This is a genomic window from Bradyrhizobium sp. MI1.3, from assembly GCF_055811695.1.
The window spans coordinates 1-16559 of sequence record NZ_JBVVPQ010000112.1; the positions used below are offsets into that span (position 1 = coordinate 1).

The following is a 16559-nucleotide window of genomic DNA, read 5'->3' on the forward strand; positions in this document are numbered from 1 at the left end:
AGATTGCGACTATGTCCTGTGCGGCGGACGATCTCCTTGAGCGGCACACCGTCGCTGACGAGAGCCGCAATTGCGGCATGGCTGTCCTGGCGCCGCAGATAGCCCTGATAGCGCAGCTTTTCCGCACAGGTCAGCAATTCCGGATCGATCGTCGTCGCTCCGATTGCGGTTCGGATTCTGTTCATGACCGGGATGCGGCCCGTCACGATCCATTCGCCCGCGCTCGTCTTGCCGATCCTCTCGCCAGGATCGACGTCCGGCATCGACTCCCAGGTTTCCACCGATTTGACCCTGGCTACGACTGCGATCTCGTCGCCTGCGGTGGAAGCGAGCGTAGGACCGACCTTGCCGGTCCGGAAGTTTGCCAAGGCGAGCTGCAGGCGTGGATCCATTCGGGACGAGACGTCGAGCTTGAGCGCTTTGAGTCGTCGAACCGATGTTCCGTCGTCCCCGAAAGCTGAGTCTTCACACGATCCGACGACTGATCCGATGTGGGTAGCAGGGAGCCGAGGGCGCTCGCGGGTACGATCGATGCCGGGATCAGCGTGGTCGTCGGCAGGATGTTCGAGCCTTCCGTAAGAGCGAAGGCGAAGCGCCCTGGCTCCTGAGGCATGGCTTGCTCGCGCGGCGTCCTCTTTGCTGTCCCACGGCCCTTCTTCGCCTTGGAAGCGGTCTTGCGGGCGGCACGCTTGCCCTGCGCCTTCGTCGTTTTCTTCGCCATCCGATTCCCTCGGGGCCCGATCGTTCTTGTGCAGCGCCAATATGCAGATCAACTGCGTCATCGGCGTACTCCCCCAGCCCGCTATCAGCTCGGTTCATGCCGAGACGATCGCAGCGACCATTCTTCGACACCTGTTGCGGCAACGCGTCGTTCGGGATGTTTCCGACAATTACTGGCTGAATTACCTAGCCGACAGGAAGGACGTCGTGATCCTCAGGTCGGTTCTCATGGACAGGTCGCGCTACCTCGAGCATCTGAAGGGCGCGAGAGCTCACGACCAATCGCGTCTCGACCGCGATACGCTCGCCAAGCTGGACCCGGTCGAAGATCGTTTCTGGATGGTCGAATTCAGCCTTCCCCCTCTCTATACGGGCAATCTGTCGAAGCTTGGAGAGGTCATCGTGAGCATCCAGGACGGACTGAACGATGTCGAGCGCATCCGCGCGATTCGTCTTCCCGGCAGCCTGCTCACGCGCGTGGATCCGCAAACCCTGAGTTTGAACCCCTCATCGCTCGGTTCTCACTCCGCGGTCTTCCACGTCGGCTAGTGGCATCCTAGGCTTTATCCTAGTTGCGCCCCAACCGCGGCGGTCCGAATTGTTAGCGTGCCGACGGGCTTGAGGATACGAGGGAAGGCAGAAGAGGGCGCGCATGTCGGCGCGACCGCCAGCAGCATCGACAGCCTGGTGGTTTCCCTGTTGCTCTTCTGGGCGGCGCGGGAATCCGGTGACGAGGAGATGAAGGGCATCGCTACGCGTCACACAGCCAGGGTGCTCGCGCTTCATCAACGCGAGGATGGCGCCTTCATCCAATCCTCGAAACTCGACCCGCAGACGGGAGAGCTTCTGCAGCGCTACACCCACAAGGGTTACGGTGCAAACAGCGTTTGGGCGAGGGCACAGGCATGGGGCGTGTTGGGCGCGACGATCAGTTGCCTTATGGTTCGGCGAGGAAGACAGATACCGTGGCCCACGCGAATGTCCATCGGGCGTTGCGAAACGGCACCAAGGGAGACTTCAGGCGCAGAGGGGTGCGAATACTTCCCGAGAAAATGGTGCTCGACCTCGGAAATAGAGGCACCCGCGGGGCACGCGGCAAAGCTTTAGGCCGGACCGTAGGCAACAGCGCAACGTCCATGGCCTTTTCAATCAATCGAGCAAGTTTCATTTGAACTCCTGGGCCCGCGACGGCAAGGCCGTGATGGTCGTACAGAATCTTTGCGGTGTCCCAGCAATCCACGTGCCACCAAAGCCGCTTGCGAGCCTCGCTTGAAGATTGCAAAACCATGTTCTTCGGCGCCAGCGGCGGGATACTCGCACCTCAGTGTCTGGTCCCCTACCTTAACGTCTTCAGCCGGACACGGCTGAACACGACAAACGCGGAATGTTGAATGATGATGGAGGCCTCTCATGTTCAATCGCGAACATCTGCTCCACGACGAGCTTACGACCGAGTCGCTCGGCTGATGCAGGCAGCGTCGCTGCACGTGACGGATATGCAAATGAATTCGTCACATTGTTGCGGCGCGGGGTGGCCACGTAGAAAGTCCGCTTGCTACCATCGGGGAGCGTTCAAGTCCGACGCCGGTGTGAGGAGACTGATATTTGCTGTGTGCGCTTTCCAGTCAGTTGCGGGCGCTTGCACGCGGCGCCGCGTCGTCAAGATCACCGGCATCGCCTTGACTGGGTGTCGACGCCCCGGCGTCCCCCCAGTTGTCAGGAAGGCACAGCCGCTCATCGAGAAGGTTTGGAGGCACTGCGAGGACAAAGGTTCGCGGGGCCGGACGGTTAAACTGAGGGGCAGGTTCAACGATCTTGAGATCATCACGCGGAGCAGGACCGGACGCGCCCCGATTTCGAGCCGCTGCGAGCTCGAAACTTGTCGCTCGTCTTCCTTCAAACGAGATACCCGCTCCAAAGCCGATCCGCCTTCTTGTCTTCACGCCAGGGCGAACCGGAGGCCGAACTGCAGCTCGGCCTACCAATTTGAGTCCGCATCGATCAGAATCAAGACCGCGGTACATCAGTAGAGCGCGAGCCCTCGTGCGCAGCGCGGCAGAGTTTACCTCAACTGCGGGAATCCCAAGGTCGAAAGACTTTCGGTAGGATAGGCGTCCATGTTTGAACACCCCACGACCGCTCTATCGCGAGCGGTACTTGACGAGGTCTGCGAGACGCTTCCGCGCAAGGAGAGCGGCGCTGGTTTGGCCTCCAAGATCGTCGAAGCCGCAAAGACCGACGAAACAACGCCGAAGCTGCTGCGGCAGATCGGGCGTAAAGCCCTGGCCCGAGCGTCGATCATGTGGCGTTGATCGGGCGAGGTGCGGAGTGAACTTCCAGGTCACAGTCTTGAAGATCCTGGTGAGTTACCCCCAAGGATTTGCCGTGATGGCGGACCTCAAGCGGGACATGGCAATCCTCGCGACCAGCGGCCCGGAATGGGCCGAGCGCACCAAACGGCTGGCTGCGCGCGTTCCCGGGCTGGACATTTTTTCGGACGGCCTTGTTGAGCGCCAAAACGGCGGTTGGAAAATCACGGTGAGAGGGCGAGTTGTGCTCGAGACCATGGAGGCGCGCCGAGGCCAAGACGAGCCGACGGAGAAGGTCCCAGTCGAAACGGCCGAGCCCGTGCCATCGGTGCCCAGCCCTCGGAACGAGCGAACCGCTGACGCGAGCGCTTCCAGCGTCGCCGCGAGGCGCGCGAACGCGCGCGAGCGTATGCATCTTGAGGAGCAGCCGCCGAGTTCTCCCAGCGGCTCAGAAAGTCAGGTCGTTGACTCGCCTGTGGCGCACACGAACAGGTCCCCTGGGTAGGGGGTGTGGGAGCGAACTGGACTATGTCCGCCAGCAGCGGCGAAGCGCATCTCCATCCGGCAGCGCGACCCGCGCGTCAAACCGAACCGGTGCCTTTGGCGTACCGTGCGGCACGAGCGCTGGTGCTGTTACGGTTGCGGAGTTCCGGATGCCCAACTGGCCCCGTCAGCGTCCAACCATGACCCCGACCTACTGCTGATATCGTCCAGACCAGTACTGACTTGCGATGGAATAGCTGGGGTCAGCGTTCGACGCACATCGGGGTGAAGTTGCTCTCCGATTCTATAATGTGACGCTTCCCAACACGCTCGACTATTGTTCGATCTGCAAGACATCGTCAAGCCTCGAGCAGCGCACCGGTGACGACTACAGGCGCCTGGAATGCCGCGAGTGCGGCAGGTACGGGATTACGGGTTCGGTATTGCAGATGCTGGACTCGCGACTGAGTTGAGCCATGCGACGCGTGCGATGTCGAAGGCGGAGTTCGAATCGCCGAGATAAACTCGTTCAACATGGACGACATGATCAAGGTTTTACAGACCCTGTGCGGTGATTCTTCGCCGCTCATGATTTGTGCATTCCGAAAAAACCGTAGCTTCGTAAGATTGGCAACAGCTCATGAAGGTTGTTAATCGTGTAGTCTGGATGCGCCGCTTGCAGGCGCGCCTCGGAAACAAATCCCCCGGTAATGGCTATACTTATCAGTCCGAGATTCCGTGCAATATCCGTTTCGATCGGCATATCGCCGATGATGAAAGTTGACGCTGGTTTCAAGTTGTTCTTCTGCATGTATAGACGAAGTCGCTCTCCTTTGCTTGTCGATTTGTATTGCGTGCCGCGGCTTTCGAACGCGAGCACATCGTCGATGCAGTCATTGATTCCAAGTCTTCTCAATTGGTAGCGCAGAGGGTCGACTATATGGTTGCTCACGATGATGGACGAAGCCCCTTCTCGGCGCGCCAACTCCAAGACTCTGCGCGCGCCCTCGCGTAGATCGGCTCTGCCCGCAAGAGCCTCATAGGCGTCGTGAAACATTGCACTCCCATCGCGATCCACCGTCGCAAGCTCGTCTCGCGATAGTCCGAGGCTGCGATAAAGAAGAGACAGCGGAACGTCGCAATGTTCCCGAAGCGTCTTCATGTCGATCGTTGTACGACCAAAGCGATCTAGAATTGCATTGGTGGTTTCGAGCAGGGCGTATGCATCATCAAGCAACGTTCCATTCCAATCGAAGACGAGAACCGGTTTCATGATCTGACCTTAAGCATAGATTCCGTGCGGGTGCCACCGTCGTTCGCCACGTATAGTAGCACCGCACTACTACGGCATGGGCATCGACACACTAGATGAGTTGAAATGCTGGCGAGAATGGAGACGATTGACGCCCGCGATCAATCAAGCAAGTTTCATTTGGACTCCTGGGCCGGCGCTGCGAGCCCGTCATGATCGTACGGGCTCTTTTCGGTGTCCCAGCAATCCACGTGCCACCAAAGCCATTTGCGAGCCTTGCTTGAAGAGGGCAAAACCATGTTCTTCGGCTCCGGCGACGGAATACTCGCGTCTCAGTGTCTGGTCTCCGACATTAACGTCTTCAGCCGGATACGGCTGAACACGACAACGCGAAATGTTGAATTTGATGGAGGCGCCATTCGCAAGTGTTCGCGGGCGGCGCTCCATGGAGACGGGGCCTTTGCGCTGAAGACGCTCCGGTTGGCATGGTGAAGTCGGGCTTCAGCAGGCGACTGCCTGAGCAGCACGCGATTGAGGACCGCGCAGCGATCTGTCGTGGCGAGCACTCGCGGTCCTTGGCAGACTCGAGCTTCGCTGAATAGGCCTCAGGTCCGATCATCATCCGGCTTGGGGACGCGGCCCTTGCCATCGCACTTATGTCAACGGTTACATGCAATGCACGGGCAGGGCGAAGAGGCTAAAGGCCTCGCACAATTCCCGCCAGAATATCTGCCCGCTTAAGGCATTTTCCACCCGTAGCAGCGCAGAAGCTGCATCGCGTGTCGCGCAAGTTTCGTCATCTAAAAGCGCACGTTCCTGCGACCTACAGTGATCGCGAACCGCTTCGCAAGATTTGGTGGCCGACAGTTGACGAAAGCAACAGGGCTCAGACAGAAGAAGTTGAGCTGCTGCAAGAACACGCAAGGCTTAGAAATATGATCCTAGCCTGGGCATGTCCCCGCCGGGTTAAGTTTGTAACTGGCCGCCCGGCAGGGCTCGTGGCAGCCTTATTGTGTTCCGGCTTGTGGACCGTGGAGGATCGCGCGCGTCAAGACTTCGACCCGTTCGGCAATTTGGCGAATTCGCCTCGCCACGTCCTCGACTGCGGTCATGTCCACCGGCTGCGTGCAGGAAATTGAGCTCATCTTCGCGTTAAGGTCCCTCAGCTCAGCCTTGCAGCGATCTAACTCCGCGTTGAGCATCGTAACTTCATTCATCGCCGTTGCCCGTATTGCCGTTGCTTTCGAGAAGATGTTTCTTCGGAGCATGCACCTGATTGCAATCTTTGTCGCGCTCGCATGGCTCCACATGGGTAGGGGGCATCTCGAAAGGCACAGAACGGCCAACCCAAACACCGACCGGGTCGTTCACGCGCACAGCTGCAAATGGAGTCCCCATACCCAATTTATATAAAAGGAATGAATTTCAATGGCACGCGCACGCGTTCCTCTCGGCAAAGCCCGGGCGACCGGCCGCACTCGCAAGAATGCAAAACGATTTTCAGGCCCGCAAAGAGCCAAACGGCTTGGGTCCGTTAGGCGAACCGCCGAAATGCTTAGGCAAACCGCGCGAGCGCGAGGCGCGGCGACGCTCTGATGACCTTCGATGGCTCAACCCGGAGCCACCGGACGCTAGTGACAATGGCAAGTGGGCTGGTTGCGCGGCAAATCGGAGGCGAAGACGTTGGCGCAGGCTCTGAATCTTCTCAGAATGATGCTGAATTCCATTGGCGGCTCGCTGTCCGACGCATCGAAAGTAATGATGCCGGAAGTGGAAGATGCTGAAGACCGGGCCGCGAAATACTTCTAGCTCATTCTCAAGTACTCTTGCCTGAATGGGCATCTCCAAGCAAGAGTGTAGAAGCCCGGCTGAACCGGACTTCCGCTGTTGTCGGTCGCTCACTTCGGATTGTGATCTGCCCATACGATCAGACGCCATCGAATGGTCGCCTTGTGCTGACGTATGCGCATGATTGCTTTGCGGAGGCAATGTGTGGCCTGCTGCAATTCCGATTTCGCGATGACAGCCCATGCATCGGTAGAGAGCGGCGAAGGAGCCGCGACTCCCGGCCCCTGATCCTGATCGAAAGAGTCGCTGTTAGATTACTGTAGGTAGTTGGCGTTCTTATAGGTAGCCACCCGACTTCTGTCACTAGAGTGAAGCCGGACTTGACCTCTCGGGACTTACCGAATGTAGTGCTGTTGCTGCTAACATCAGCGTTTGGCCCGCAGTCCGGAAGGGTTGCGCGGGCAATCGGGGCCGCCAGTCGCAAGCTGGCGGTTCTCCCCGATTCGTCACGACCTGGAACACGTTCCCGGAGTGCAACCGCAAATAGCGGAACCTTATGCCGGCTATTCACAGGGCCTTCCTATGGACAACCTCATTATTCGGAAGAGATTTCGCCGCGCACGCGCTCGGCGCATGGATTAATTATGACACCCAAACTTGCAAGCTCGTCGTTTTCACCAGCCGATTGTCTGACCCGAGGTATCCTAAGTTCCATGACGGCGCCCCTTGAACACATCATAACAACATCACGAGCACCGGCATGCTTCGAGCGAGGGCAGCTTGTGAAGCCAACCGAGTTGCTGGGTTGATCAGAACCAGGAATCCATCAGGTGAACAAGCTGGGAGCCCGCCGTATAAAACGCCTCCTGCGCTGCACGGAAGCGCTGGGATTCAACCGCGGTGACCGGCAACGGCAAGTCGTTCTCCGCGATCTGCCCCAATACATACGAAGCCAAAACACTGCCAAACACAGTGCCTGGTGCGATTCCGCGGCCGTTATAGCCACTGAAACCGATGACGTTGCGGTCCAGCTTGTGAAGACGGGGCAAGTTGTCGGAGGTCATTCCAATCATGCCAAACCAGCCGGTTTCAAACTGGACGCCCCGAAGTCCTGGAAAAAGCTTGTGCAACGATCTTTGGGCCCAAGCGCGGTGAATAGATCGCCCAATCCCCTCAAGCGCACCAACACTGCCAAACACGAGTCGCCCGGAGCGATCGAGGCGAAACGAAGAGAGGACTTCTCGAGTGTCCCACACACCCTGCCGCTCAGGCAGGATCGACTTTCTCAGATCGTCGGGCAGAGAAGGCGTGCCAAAGTTGAAATAGGGCAGTTGAATCTGTTCCTGCCGTACCTCAGACCAAAGTCCTTTGCTATAAGCGTCCGTCGCGACGACCACCCAGTCGGCCTCTACAGATCCGCTTTCGGTGCCGACTCTCCAGCGGAAACCATTCTGTTGCGCCATGACAGCCTCACTATGCGTAAATATCCTGGCTCCCATCGCGAGCGCGGCCCGCGCTAACCCTCGCACATAAGCCAATGGCTGTATGGTACCGGCGCGCTTATCAAGCAGCGCGCCGGCGTAGTCGCCACCGCCTACTTTGCTGCGTGTTGCCTCCGCATTTAGCACCAGGACGGGCGCTCCACGCTTCTGCCACTGTTCGGCACGGGCCTCAACCTCCTCCAAGCCCTTACGTCCGACCGCACAATGCAGGGTGCCGGCACGTTCGACTTCACATTCGATGTGGTGCTTTTCGATGAGCTCGAATACCGTCTGCGGTCCGCGGCCGAGCTGTTCAAGTAACCGTTCTCCAAAAGGCGCGCGGAGCGCGGCCGGAAGCGCCTCAGGCATGAGCCACATGCCCGCATTCACGAGCCCGACGTTCCGCCCGGACCCGCCGAATCCTATTTCAGACGCCTCCAAAAGCGCGACACGCGCTCCACCTTCAGCTAGATGAAGGGCCGCCGACAGCCCGGTATATCCACCGCCAATCACGACGATATCCGCTGCAATTTCATCGGTAAGTGGAGCAGTTTGTGGCGCTGGTGGCGCAGTCAGCACCCACAGTCCGTGTGATCGTCGATTGTTTCGCATCCGCCAATCCTCTTACAAGTAGCTTCTTGATCGACCCGAGGTCCAGCAGCAATCGTGAATACCGGTGGCGGACCTCTCTAGTATCCAAAACTGACGTGCCAGCGCCACACTGACAGGCAAATCGCAGGCCAATGGGCAGTTCGTCATCACCCCGAAGATGGGGCAGAGCTTCTAAGTTGTTGATCTGTTGAGGGCACGCGCAGCACCCACGCGGCGGTGCGCCGGAGCTCCGACTGCGCGAACAAAGCCAAAGCCCTTCGGCGCTTGCTCTGGAACGCGCCTTTGTGCGAGACAATGGGTCCCAAAAGGGCAGCAAGGGGACCGCACCGTGACAGCCTCTCTTGATGGCGAAATTCGCGACGGCCGCCATCATATGCAGGTCCGGGTCTATTTCGAGGATACCGACTCCGGCCAGATTGTTTATCACGCAAATTTCTTGCGCTTCATGGAACGCGGCAGAACGAACTACTTGCGCCTGCTCGGAACGAATCAGCAAGCATTACTCAAAGAAGCCAAGAACGATGCGCGCGGTGTTGCCTTCGTTGTGCGCTCGATGACGATCGATTTTCTAAAACCGGCGGTCTTGGATGACATTCTTGACGTCGTCACAGTCCCGCAACAGGTGAGGGGCGCGTCGATTGCCTTGCTGCAGGAATGCAGGCGCGGCGACGATCTCCTGGTCACAGCACGTGTACGGGTAGCATTTATCTCAGCTGGAAAGGCGCAGCGCATCCCGAAGTCGCTGCGGCTCGCTATGGAAGGGCATAGATAAATCTGCCGCCTCATTCACGCTTTTGCCTTGCAGCGCTCCAACGAAATCAAGTCATCATGGCGGCATAAGTTAAAGCAAATGGGCTGCGGCAAACACCGGGCGGCTCAATTGCACATCCAAAGCCGGACGAACCAGAAGCCGGCGAAGAACGAAAACAAATCGGACTTCGTCGGCCGCTTCGGTCACAGCGACCACAGCGAAACCTGCGTCAAGGATGACGGGCCGATTGGCGACTGGCGCGGCTATCCCGGCGGCGGTGCCGTGGCCCAAACGGGTGTTCCCAAGCTTTGAGCTTGGTGGTATCGCCTGTGAGCCGCCGGTCGTCGCGCGCCGGGCAGTTTTGTTCTTGATTCCTCGATCCGGTTGAGAGGTTCCCGTCTGTTGAGTGAATCTCAATCGATCCGGTGAGTGCAGCAGGAGAGTGATGAACAAGACGGTATCCAGGCTCGTGCAGGCAGTTGCGGACATTCCCGATGGCGCGACGGTCATGATTGGCGGTTTTGGAGGCGCGCGCGCTCCGGTCGATCTGATCCATGCGCTTCTCGTGCGACTCCATGCGTCGGGGCGCCCCAAGCACCTCACACCAGTGAACAACAATGACGGCAACGGTCACGTCGGTCTCGCGGCATTGATAGAGCGTGCGGCAGTAAAAAAGTTGATTTGCTTGTTCTCGCCCTCAGCAAATTCGCGCGCGTTTCTCCAGAAAGTACCACGCCCGACAGATCGAACTCGAACTCGTTCGCCAGGGCACATTGGCCGAGCGCATCCCCCGGTCGCGAAAGTCGAGGGACAAATGTATTTGCAGGAGTGCTGGCTCAGGGCGGATTTTGCCCTGATTAAGGCGGAGACCGCTGTCGGGTAACCCTGCAAGGCCCGATTCGATCGCGGCGATCTCCTCCTCGAGCTGCTGATTGACCGGCTGCAATCAAAGCCGTCAATCGCCTTGAGATCGACGGCCCAGTGGTCGGCGATGCATGCGCAGGTCTTCTAAAGCCTCCCATCCCCTAGCGGCGTATCCTTCCATAATCAATTCGACCGCAGTCGACACAACACCCCACTAGCTGAATTCGGAAAATTAGTCGCCCCCTCGTTCTCGTCAAACGCTGTGGTCAAAGTCTCGGGACCAGAGCGAAAATCGGCCCCGAGCGACACGGGGGGTGTCGGGGACGGGCCCGTGCATTCCAGTGTGCCACCGGCGGTGATCGGCACACCGATATCGGATGGTCATTTCGGGCTGCGCCCGTGATCAAAGACCCTCTCGTGGTCGTTGCCGCTTCCGCGGTTCTCTGTGATCAGCATCGGACCACTCCAGCATCGAACCGTTCCTGCCGCGGCGAATCCCTTTCGGCCCCGGGTGTCTTCCCGGCAATTAGCACGGAGCGGGGATTCCGGATTGGCAAGGCAAGACTTGTGCGCGTGTTCTTGGGCGGCATTCGCCCCGTAGGCAAGACGCGACTGTCCCGCAGTCCAGTCATGCGGCCGGATTTAGCCCCCATAAAAAAGATACGTTTGCGGATCGGTGGATCATGAAAAGATCCGTATACAGATCATAATTTGACACTCGATTGGACAAAAGATACCTTTTCGTACCTCTCACGGCAAAAAGACAACGAAAACAGAGAAAACAGATCATGGAGCGGCACTCAGAAGCGACCCACCAGCTCGGACGGCTCCTCCGTGACGCGAGGAAACAAGCGGGCCTGACTCAAAAGCAGGTGGCCGAACGCGCAGGCATTTCCAGGCCACGTTACCGGGATATCGAACAAGGCGACGCTGCTGCGCGGGCGAACACGCTTATCAACGTCGCGCGCGCGCTCGGCATGGAGTTGATGCTGATCCCACAAGCAATGGTCCCTGGCGTCAACGCTCTGCTTCGCCCTTCCGACGACGAAGACCGACCAGCATTCACAACCGACACGGATGATGATGATTACCCAGGTCCGCGCCCCTAACACCATCCAGTCGCTCGACGTGCTTCTTCACGACCTCAAGGTCGGAACGGTCGTGCGTACGCCAGGCGATTTCAACGCCTTCAGTCTCGACCGAGCCTATCGAGCCATGGAAAGGCCTCCGATCTTCAGCCTCTCGTTGCGCTCCGCCCATGGTGGTCTCCGTAAGGACCCGAAGCCTGTAGCGCACATGCTGCCGGCGTTCTTCGCAAACATGTTGCCCGAGGACAAGCTCCGCGAGGCGATGGAAAAACATCATGCGGGAGTCGTAAGGCAGGGAAACGACTTTGATCTATTGGCGGTGCTCGGCGCGGACCTGCCAGGCGCGGTGCGGGTCCTACCGAGCGACGGCAGTACCACGATAGCGGCTCGAGAAAATCCAGGCGAGATCAAAGCTCGGTTTTCCTTGGCGGGAGTTCAGATGAAGCTGTCTGTGACGAAGAACACGGGCAAGGGGGGCGGCCTGACTTTGCCAATCGGCGACGAGCAAGGTCAGTACATCGCGAAATTTCCTTCGACCAATCTGGTAGGATTGTCGGAAAACGAGTTCGCGATCTTGGCGTTATCCGACGCCCTCGGAATGGATGTACCGGAACGCGAGCTTGTAGAAAATCCGATTTCGAGGGAATACCCGAAGAGTTCAACACCCTGCCGACCGGCAAGGTCCTGCTGGTGAAGCGTTTCGACCGAGGACCCGCAGGCGCCCGAATTCACATCGAAGACTTCGCTCAAATCTTCGGCCGGCAGCCATCCAAAAAATACGATGACGCTTCGTACCACGACATCGCCTCCGCGCTGAATGTGGCGGTATCGACAGGAGCCGCACTAGAATTTGTTCGTCGACTGGCCCTTGCCGCGCTTGTCGGCAACGGCGACATGCACTTGAAGAATTGGTCCACGATATATCCGGGCGACGGTTGCACTCCGGCGATCGCGCCCGTGTACGACGTCCTATCGACCACCGCATATTTTCCAAAGGACAATATGGCCCTGTCGTTGGGAGGAGAGGAATCGTTCAAGGCTCTCACGCCGGACCGCTGGCGAAAGTTTGCCAATCGGGCGCGGCTGCCCGAACCGGCGGTGATCTCGGCCGTCGAGGAAGTCGTTTCGTCCGCGAACGATCATTGGTGGAATCTCCCGGAGCGGGATGTCGTTCCGATCGCCGTCCTCGAGAAGATCGATGCCAAGATCAGGGAGATGAGCTTGGTTCTAGATCCCGGCGACCCTCCGAAGTCTTTGCCTAACGCTTGAAGGGTTGCGCGAAATCGCTACAATTTGACACCTTCCCGCGAAGAGCGGCGTCGGCTCGTTTTTGTAGCGCGAAAAATCTGTTGCTCCAACCATCGGCTCAGGTCCCAAGGATGTTGAGGAAGAAGCGAACGGGCCTGCCCTGGATCGCCGGCGGCGTCGTTGCTTATCGCTGTCTGGAGCGCGCTTGCCTGGCTGCACACAAACGAAATCGCTGCCCTGGAAGTCGTCAGGCGAGCCAAGATGACATGCAGGCAGCTTGTGCGCTGTCCATGAATCAGTTCCTCAAAATAGCAAATCTCAAAAACCGCAACAACCAAACGACCGATAGGTAACTTCACCTAAGTAGTCACAGAGTAAAAGGTCCAACCCCGCAGGCGGCCGCAGACCTCGCAACCGGCTCGGTCGATGCGACCGCCTTGTTTGCCGGCACCGTTGTACCCGAAATCGGCATCAACGCCGCGACGACGACCGACGGGGACAGGCAGCGCTTACGGCTGCCTCAAGCTGTTCGTCAACACGGAACGCCATACACTGGCGTGAACATTGTGCCGGTCGAGCACAGGCTGAACCAGATTGGCCCATCCAGGCGCTTCCTTACGGCTCGGGCCGCAGTGACGGTTTCGCCCGGCGCAGGGAGGTGGCAGACCGGCGATACATCTAATACACCGATCCGATCGCCAGCGGCTACAAGGGCACCATTTGTGTAAGCGGCGGGACTGCCAGAACGTGGAAAAATTACGGCGCGTTGACCGCGTGAAGCATCAGCGGAATAGGCGGCGAATTTTGAAGGGGGCACCGCAAGCTGTTGCCGTGTTACTGTCGCGCTCAACGGGCACGGCGGTATCTTTCGCCGGCTCCCGGCGTGCTGTCAGTCGACCGATTCTGCGTGGACGGGATTTCTAATGCTCTAAGGATGATTCTTGGTTTGTATTTCCCTGCGTCGCCTTAGAGTGCTCGTGCTCAGCAATCCACTTGACCGCGTCGCCTTCCGTAATAAAGCCCTTGATTGCTTCCGTTTCGCCATCGGGCCACAGAATATCGACACCCCAGCCAAGTCCGGGATTTTTCCGAGCCATGAACGTTGGTCGCTGCTCGAGCATCCGCCGAGTATGCGCCTATGGTGCCTAGGTTCAAGCCAGCTGTCCTGCCGCAATCAAACCTCCCACACTACCCTGCGTTCGCCCGCCAGGCCGGGGTGCAACGTCTAAGCACGACGCGCAGTTTGAGCTGGAGGCGGCATTGTGGTCGTCGACAAGCGTCCGTTCGAGCAGCGCAGACGCATGAGGATTGTGGATACCCATAACGACGGCGTTTCGCAGATCGAGAGGCGCCAAGACTAAGCGAATTGCGTTCTGAGCGCTTCGTCCGCACTTGCGCCGATCGCGCGAGGATTAGATCTTGCGCGCCACGGTTGCCATTAGAAGCCATTGTTGGCTTCATCGCCCTACTATTGTCCGCTTTTTCAGCCTAACTAGTGGCAAATGGTAAGCGCGAATTGGGGTCAGCGGTTCCGGTGGGCAGGACGGATCAGGGCTGAAAAGAGCCATGTTTCGAAGACGCCTATTGACCGCGTTACCATTCCGGTTCTGGAGAAATGGGGCGGGAAGGGCGTCGCGTCATAATGACAACCGCCTACGACGCGATCGCCGCTCGCATCGCCGATCCGATTATCGATATTATTCTCGTTGGCGACAGTGTCGGGAACGTCTGTCTTGGATTTGACAGCACCCTTCCGGTCACATGGCGATGATGAACCACCACTTAGAGGCGGTCGCGCGCACCAGACCCGGTGCTCTTCTAGTCGCCGATATACCCTTTATGAGCTTTCACTTGGGCGCCGAGGAGACTATCCGCAATGCGGGCGGCTTTCTGCAACGCGGTGCCGATGCGGTGAAGCTCGAGGGAGGTGCCAGCCGTGTCGAGATGGTTCGCGCCTTGGTCGGTTGTGAGATCCCTGTTACGGGCCATCTTGGCTTGACGCCGCAAAGTGTTAGGCTATTGGGGGCTTCAAGGTGCAGGGCGGCAGCCACGATGATGCATTGGGCCTGCTCGATGACGCACACCGTCTACAAGAGGTCGGATGTTTTGCTCTCGTCCTCGAGGGAATGCCCGGTGAACCTGCTGCTCGCGTCGCCGAATTGATGGACATACCGACGATCGGAATCGGCGCCAGACCCGGATGCTCAGGGCGAGCGCTCGTCTTGCATGATGTGCTCGGATTGACGACCGTCCACCGGCCTAAATTCGTTCGCGCGTACGCTGAGGGATTTCAGCTCATGCAGGACGGGTTATCGCGCTGGGCGCCGGATGTTCGCGTGGGAACGTTCCCGGGGCCTCAGGAAACCTACCGGCTACCCGAAAGGCCTTGGCAATTTGATCGCAAACTGGTCCTTCGAGCTCGATTTGATAGTGCGGAACGTACAGATGCTCAGAACGGCCCCTGAGTTCGCTCACACTCAGATCGGCGCGAGCGTGTAACTCTTTTCGAGTTCAACTGATTGTGGCGCGGCCCTCAATCGCTCGATGCGCCCGCCTTTGCCGAGATCGCCGACTTGGCGCGCCAAGCCCCGATGCGGCTCGACCGATAGATCATCTGTGCCCGCCGGTGTGCAACGGCGTGAATTGATAGCGGCGGGCACGGACGACCCATTGATGCAGCGAGAAGGCGCGAAGGCAGGGTGCTCGCGTGCTTGGTTGCCGCCGAAGGCAGATCGAGGCCCAAGTGATCCGAAAGGCAGGGCGGGGGTGAGATGTTGGCAGGCCGACCTGCCGAAGGTGCGGGTCCGCGGCGGAGGAGCGCAAGCCAGTTCGATCATGTCGTGCCATGCCCGCGGAGCGCACCTTGGCGTGTCTTTAGAAGCTGAGGCGGCCTGTGTTCGAGGATCTCGTCGGCCCCGATCGCGACCGCGATGCGCCGTTTGCCGTGGCAAGGTGGCCGCGGCGAGCTAATCGGCATCATTCCCGTGGGATCGACGCAGGTCTCGAGCTGCGCTCGTCACGATGCGACAACCCCGATCATCCGTTCCTTAAGTGCGAACTGCAGCGGAGCATCCTGTCTAATCCGACAAGCAGGGTTTGCAGGCCAGAACGACAGGCTGGAATGGCGCAGGCGGCGGTCGAACGTCGGACTTGCACGCCTGGCCTGGTTTGCGAGGTTGGGCGCTTCTCAGTCCCCCCGCCGTGACAAGCGAATTCGCCGTCCTCGAGCGCCTGCTCCGAGGCAGCGTTACGGTGCAATCCCTGGACCACCGGATACCGTTCCCGCTCGTCCACGAAGCCATTGAGCGGGTGCTCCAGCCGAGAGATGGAGCCGAGCGGCGTACCCGTGAGGACGGACACCTCGATCTCGCCTCTGGCACGCATAAGGAGGTGACTGCTTCGCCCTCCTGGTGGAGCTGAATGAGCGTGCTGGATGCTCAGGTGTGTGGCGCCGCGTTGCCAACTGCTTTGCGGGTGGCAGGAGTGGTGTGGACAGTGCAACGACCTTGAGACAATTGCGCTGAGCGATTTCGGCTGGCTGATGCCGGATCCAGAAGGCTTACTCGCGCTCGCATCCAAGCGCCGGCACCAAATCTTGAAGCAACCGATATCTGGCGGCAGTGCGTACAAGATGTCTCCTTCGTGGTGGACGGGATAGAGCAAGGGTCTCGCAAAGCGCACTTCGCTCTTCTCCATGATCAGGCTTGCCGTACGCCTACTCCACTGAATCGGCAGCCGCTTGTTCGCTTACTTTTGCGCCATCTACGCTCACGGCATGTAGCACTGAGACACTTGGGAATGATCTGCAACGCAGAACCTAACGCAGCGTTCGGTTCACGCATTTCTTTCGGCGCGAATGTTGTTACGCAGCTACAGCAATTCGCGCGCACGTTGTTAAGACGCACGAGGCTCGGGGCACTCAAGACATGAGAATAGAAATGAAAAACTTCCTGCTTGCGGCTA

The 16559-nt window shown here is 58.8% G+C and carries 12 protein-coding genes and 3 pseudogenes; 11 read left to right on the top strand and 4 right to left on the bottom strand.

The genetic code is table 11. The features are described 5' to 3' along the window. Positions 1–185, bottom strand: a pseudogene (locus AC0L3A_RS37915) (ISL3 family transposase); the annotation flags it as partial. A 577-nt stretch (positions 186–762) separates the two neighbouring features. Between AC0L3A_RS37915 and AC0L3A_RS37920 the strand changes: the two are divergent. The 4 genes from AC0L3A_RS37920 to AC0L3A_RS37935 all read left to right on the top strand — a co-directional run bounded on the left by AC0L3A_RS37920 (position 763) and on the right by AC0L3A_RS37935 (position 3534). Beyond that, positions 763–1269: a hypothetical protein gene (locus tag AC0L3A_RS37920; protein WP_473256300.1), complete on the top strand. Its 507-nt coding sequence runs from the start codon at positions 763–765 to the stop codon at positions 1267–1269. 953 nt (positions 1270–2222) lie between these two features. Continuing rightward, a complete protein-coding gene (locus tag AC0L3A_RS37925; protein WP_473256301.1) occupies positions 2223–2750 on the top strand; it encodes a DinB/UmuC family translesion DNA polymerase in 528 nt (175 codons plus the stop codon). An 87-nt stretch (positions 2751–2837) separates the two neighbouring features. After that, complete coding sequence (locus tag AC0L3A_RS37930; protein ID WP_473256302.1) at positions 2838–3032, top strand: hypothetical protein; 195 nt, start codon at positions 2838–2840, stop codon at positions 3030–3032. 16 nt (positions 3033–3048) lie between these two features. Next, complete coding sequence (locus AC0L3A_RS37935) at positions 3049–3534, top strand: hypothetical protein (RefSeq protein ID WP_473256303.1); 486 nt, start codon at positions 3049–3051, stop codon at positions 3532–3534. Between the two features lie 564 nt (positions 3535–4098). Here AC0L3A_RS37935 and AC0L3A_RS37940 read toward each other — a convergent pair. Next, positions 4099–4785: an HAD family hydrolase gene (locus AC0L3A_RS37940; protein WP_473256304.1), complete on the bottom strand. Its 687-nt coding sequence runs from the start codon at positions 4783–4785 to the stop codon at positions 4099–4101. A gap of 1662 nt (positions 4786–6447) precedes the next feature. Here AC0L3A_RS37940 and AC0L3A_RS37945 point away from each other — a divergent pair. Continuing rightward, entirely contained in the window at positions 6448–6573 is a 126-nt protein-coding gene (locus AC0L3A_RS37945) for a hypothetical protein (RefSeq protein ID WP_473256305.1), read from the top strand. A 788-nt stretch (positions 6574–7361) separates the two neighbouring features. Here AC0L3A_RS37945 and AC0L3A_RS37950 read toward each other — a convergent pair. Then, positions 7362–8645 (bottom strand): NAD(P)/FAD-dependent oxidoreductase, encoded by a 1284-nt coding sequence (locus tag AC0L3A_RS37950; RefSeq protein ID WP_473256306.1) that lies wholly within the window; start codon positions 8643–8645, stop codon positions 7362–7364. A 328-nt stretch (positions 8646–8973) separates the two neighbouring features. Here AC0L3A_RS37950 and ybgC point away from each other — a divergent pair, with 328 nt between their 5' ends. The 5 genes and pseudogenes from ybgC to AC0L3A_RS37975 all read left to right on the top strand — a co-directional run bounded on the left by ybgC (position 8974) and on the right by AC0L3A_RS37975 (position 12617). Further along, on the top strand, positions 8974–9417 hold the full coding sequence (ybgC, locus tag AC0L3A_RS37955; RefSeq protein ID WP_473256307.1) for a tol-pal system-associated acyl-CoA thioesterase: 444 nt from the start codon (positions 8974–8976) through the stop codon (positions 9415–9417). A 27-nt stretch (positions 9418–9444) separates the two neighbouring features. Beyond that, positions 9445–9708, top strand: a complete 264-nt coding sequence (locus AC0L3A_RS37960; protein ID WP_473256308.1) for a hypothetical protein — start codon at positions 9445–9447, stop codon at positions 9706–9708. A 133-nt stretch (positions 9709–9841) separates the two neighbouring features. Next, positions 9842–10279 (top strand): CoA-transferase, encoded by a 438-nt coding sequence (locus tag AC0L3A_RS37965; protein WP_473256309.1) that lies wholly within the window; start codon positions 9842–9844, stop codon positions 10277–10279. 769 nt (positions 10280–11048) lie between these two features. Next, complete coding sequence (locus tag AC0L3A_RS37970; protein WP_473256310.1) at positions 11049–11369, top strand: helix-turn-helix domain-containing protein; 321 nt, start codon at positions 11049–11051, stop codon at positions 11367–11369. Next, positions 11344–12617, top strand: a pseudogene (locus AC0L3A_RS37975) (type II toxin-antitoxin system HipA family toxin). The gene AC0L3A_RS37970 and the pseudogene AC0L3A_RS37975 overlap by 26 nt, the downstream one beginning before the upstream one ends. Positions 12618–13516: 899 nt before the next feature. Here AC0L3A_RS37975 and AC0L3A_RS37980 read toward each other — a convergent pair. Next, positions 13517–13717, bottom strand: a complete 201-nt coding sequence (locus tag AC0L3A_RS37980) for a hypothetical protein (protein ID WP_473256311.1) — start codon at positions 13715–13717, stop codon at positions 13517–13519. Positions 13718–14098: 381 nt separating this feature from the next. Between AC0L3A_RS37980 and panB the strand changes: the two are divergent. Next, a pseudogene (gene panB / locus AC0L3A_RS37985) lies at positions 14099–14977 on the top strand (3-methyl-2-oxobutanoate hydroxymethyltransferase); the annotation flags it as partial. Positions 14978–16559 lie beyond the last annotated feature (1582 nt).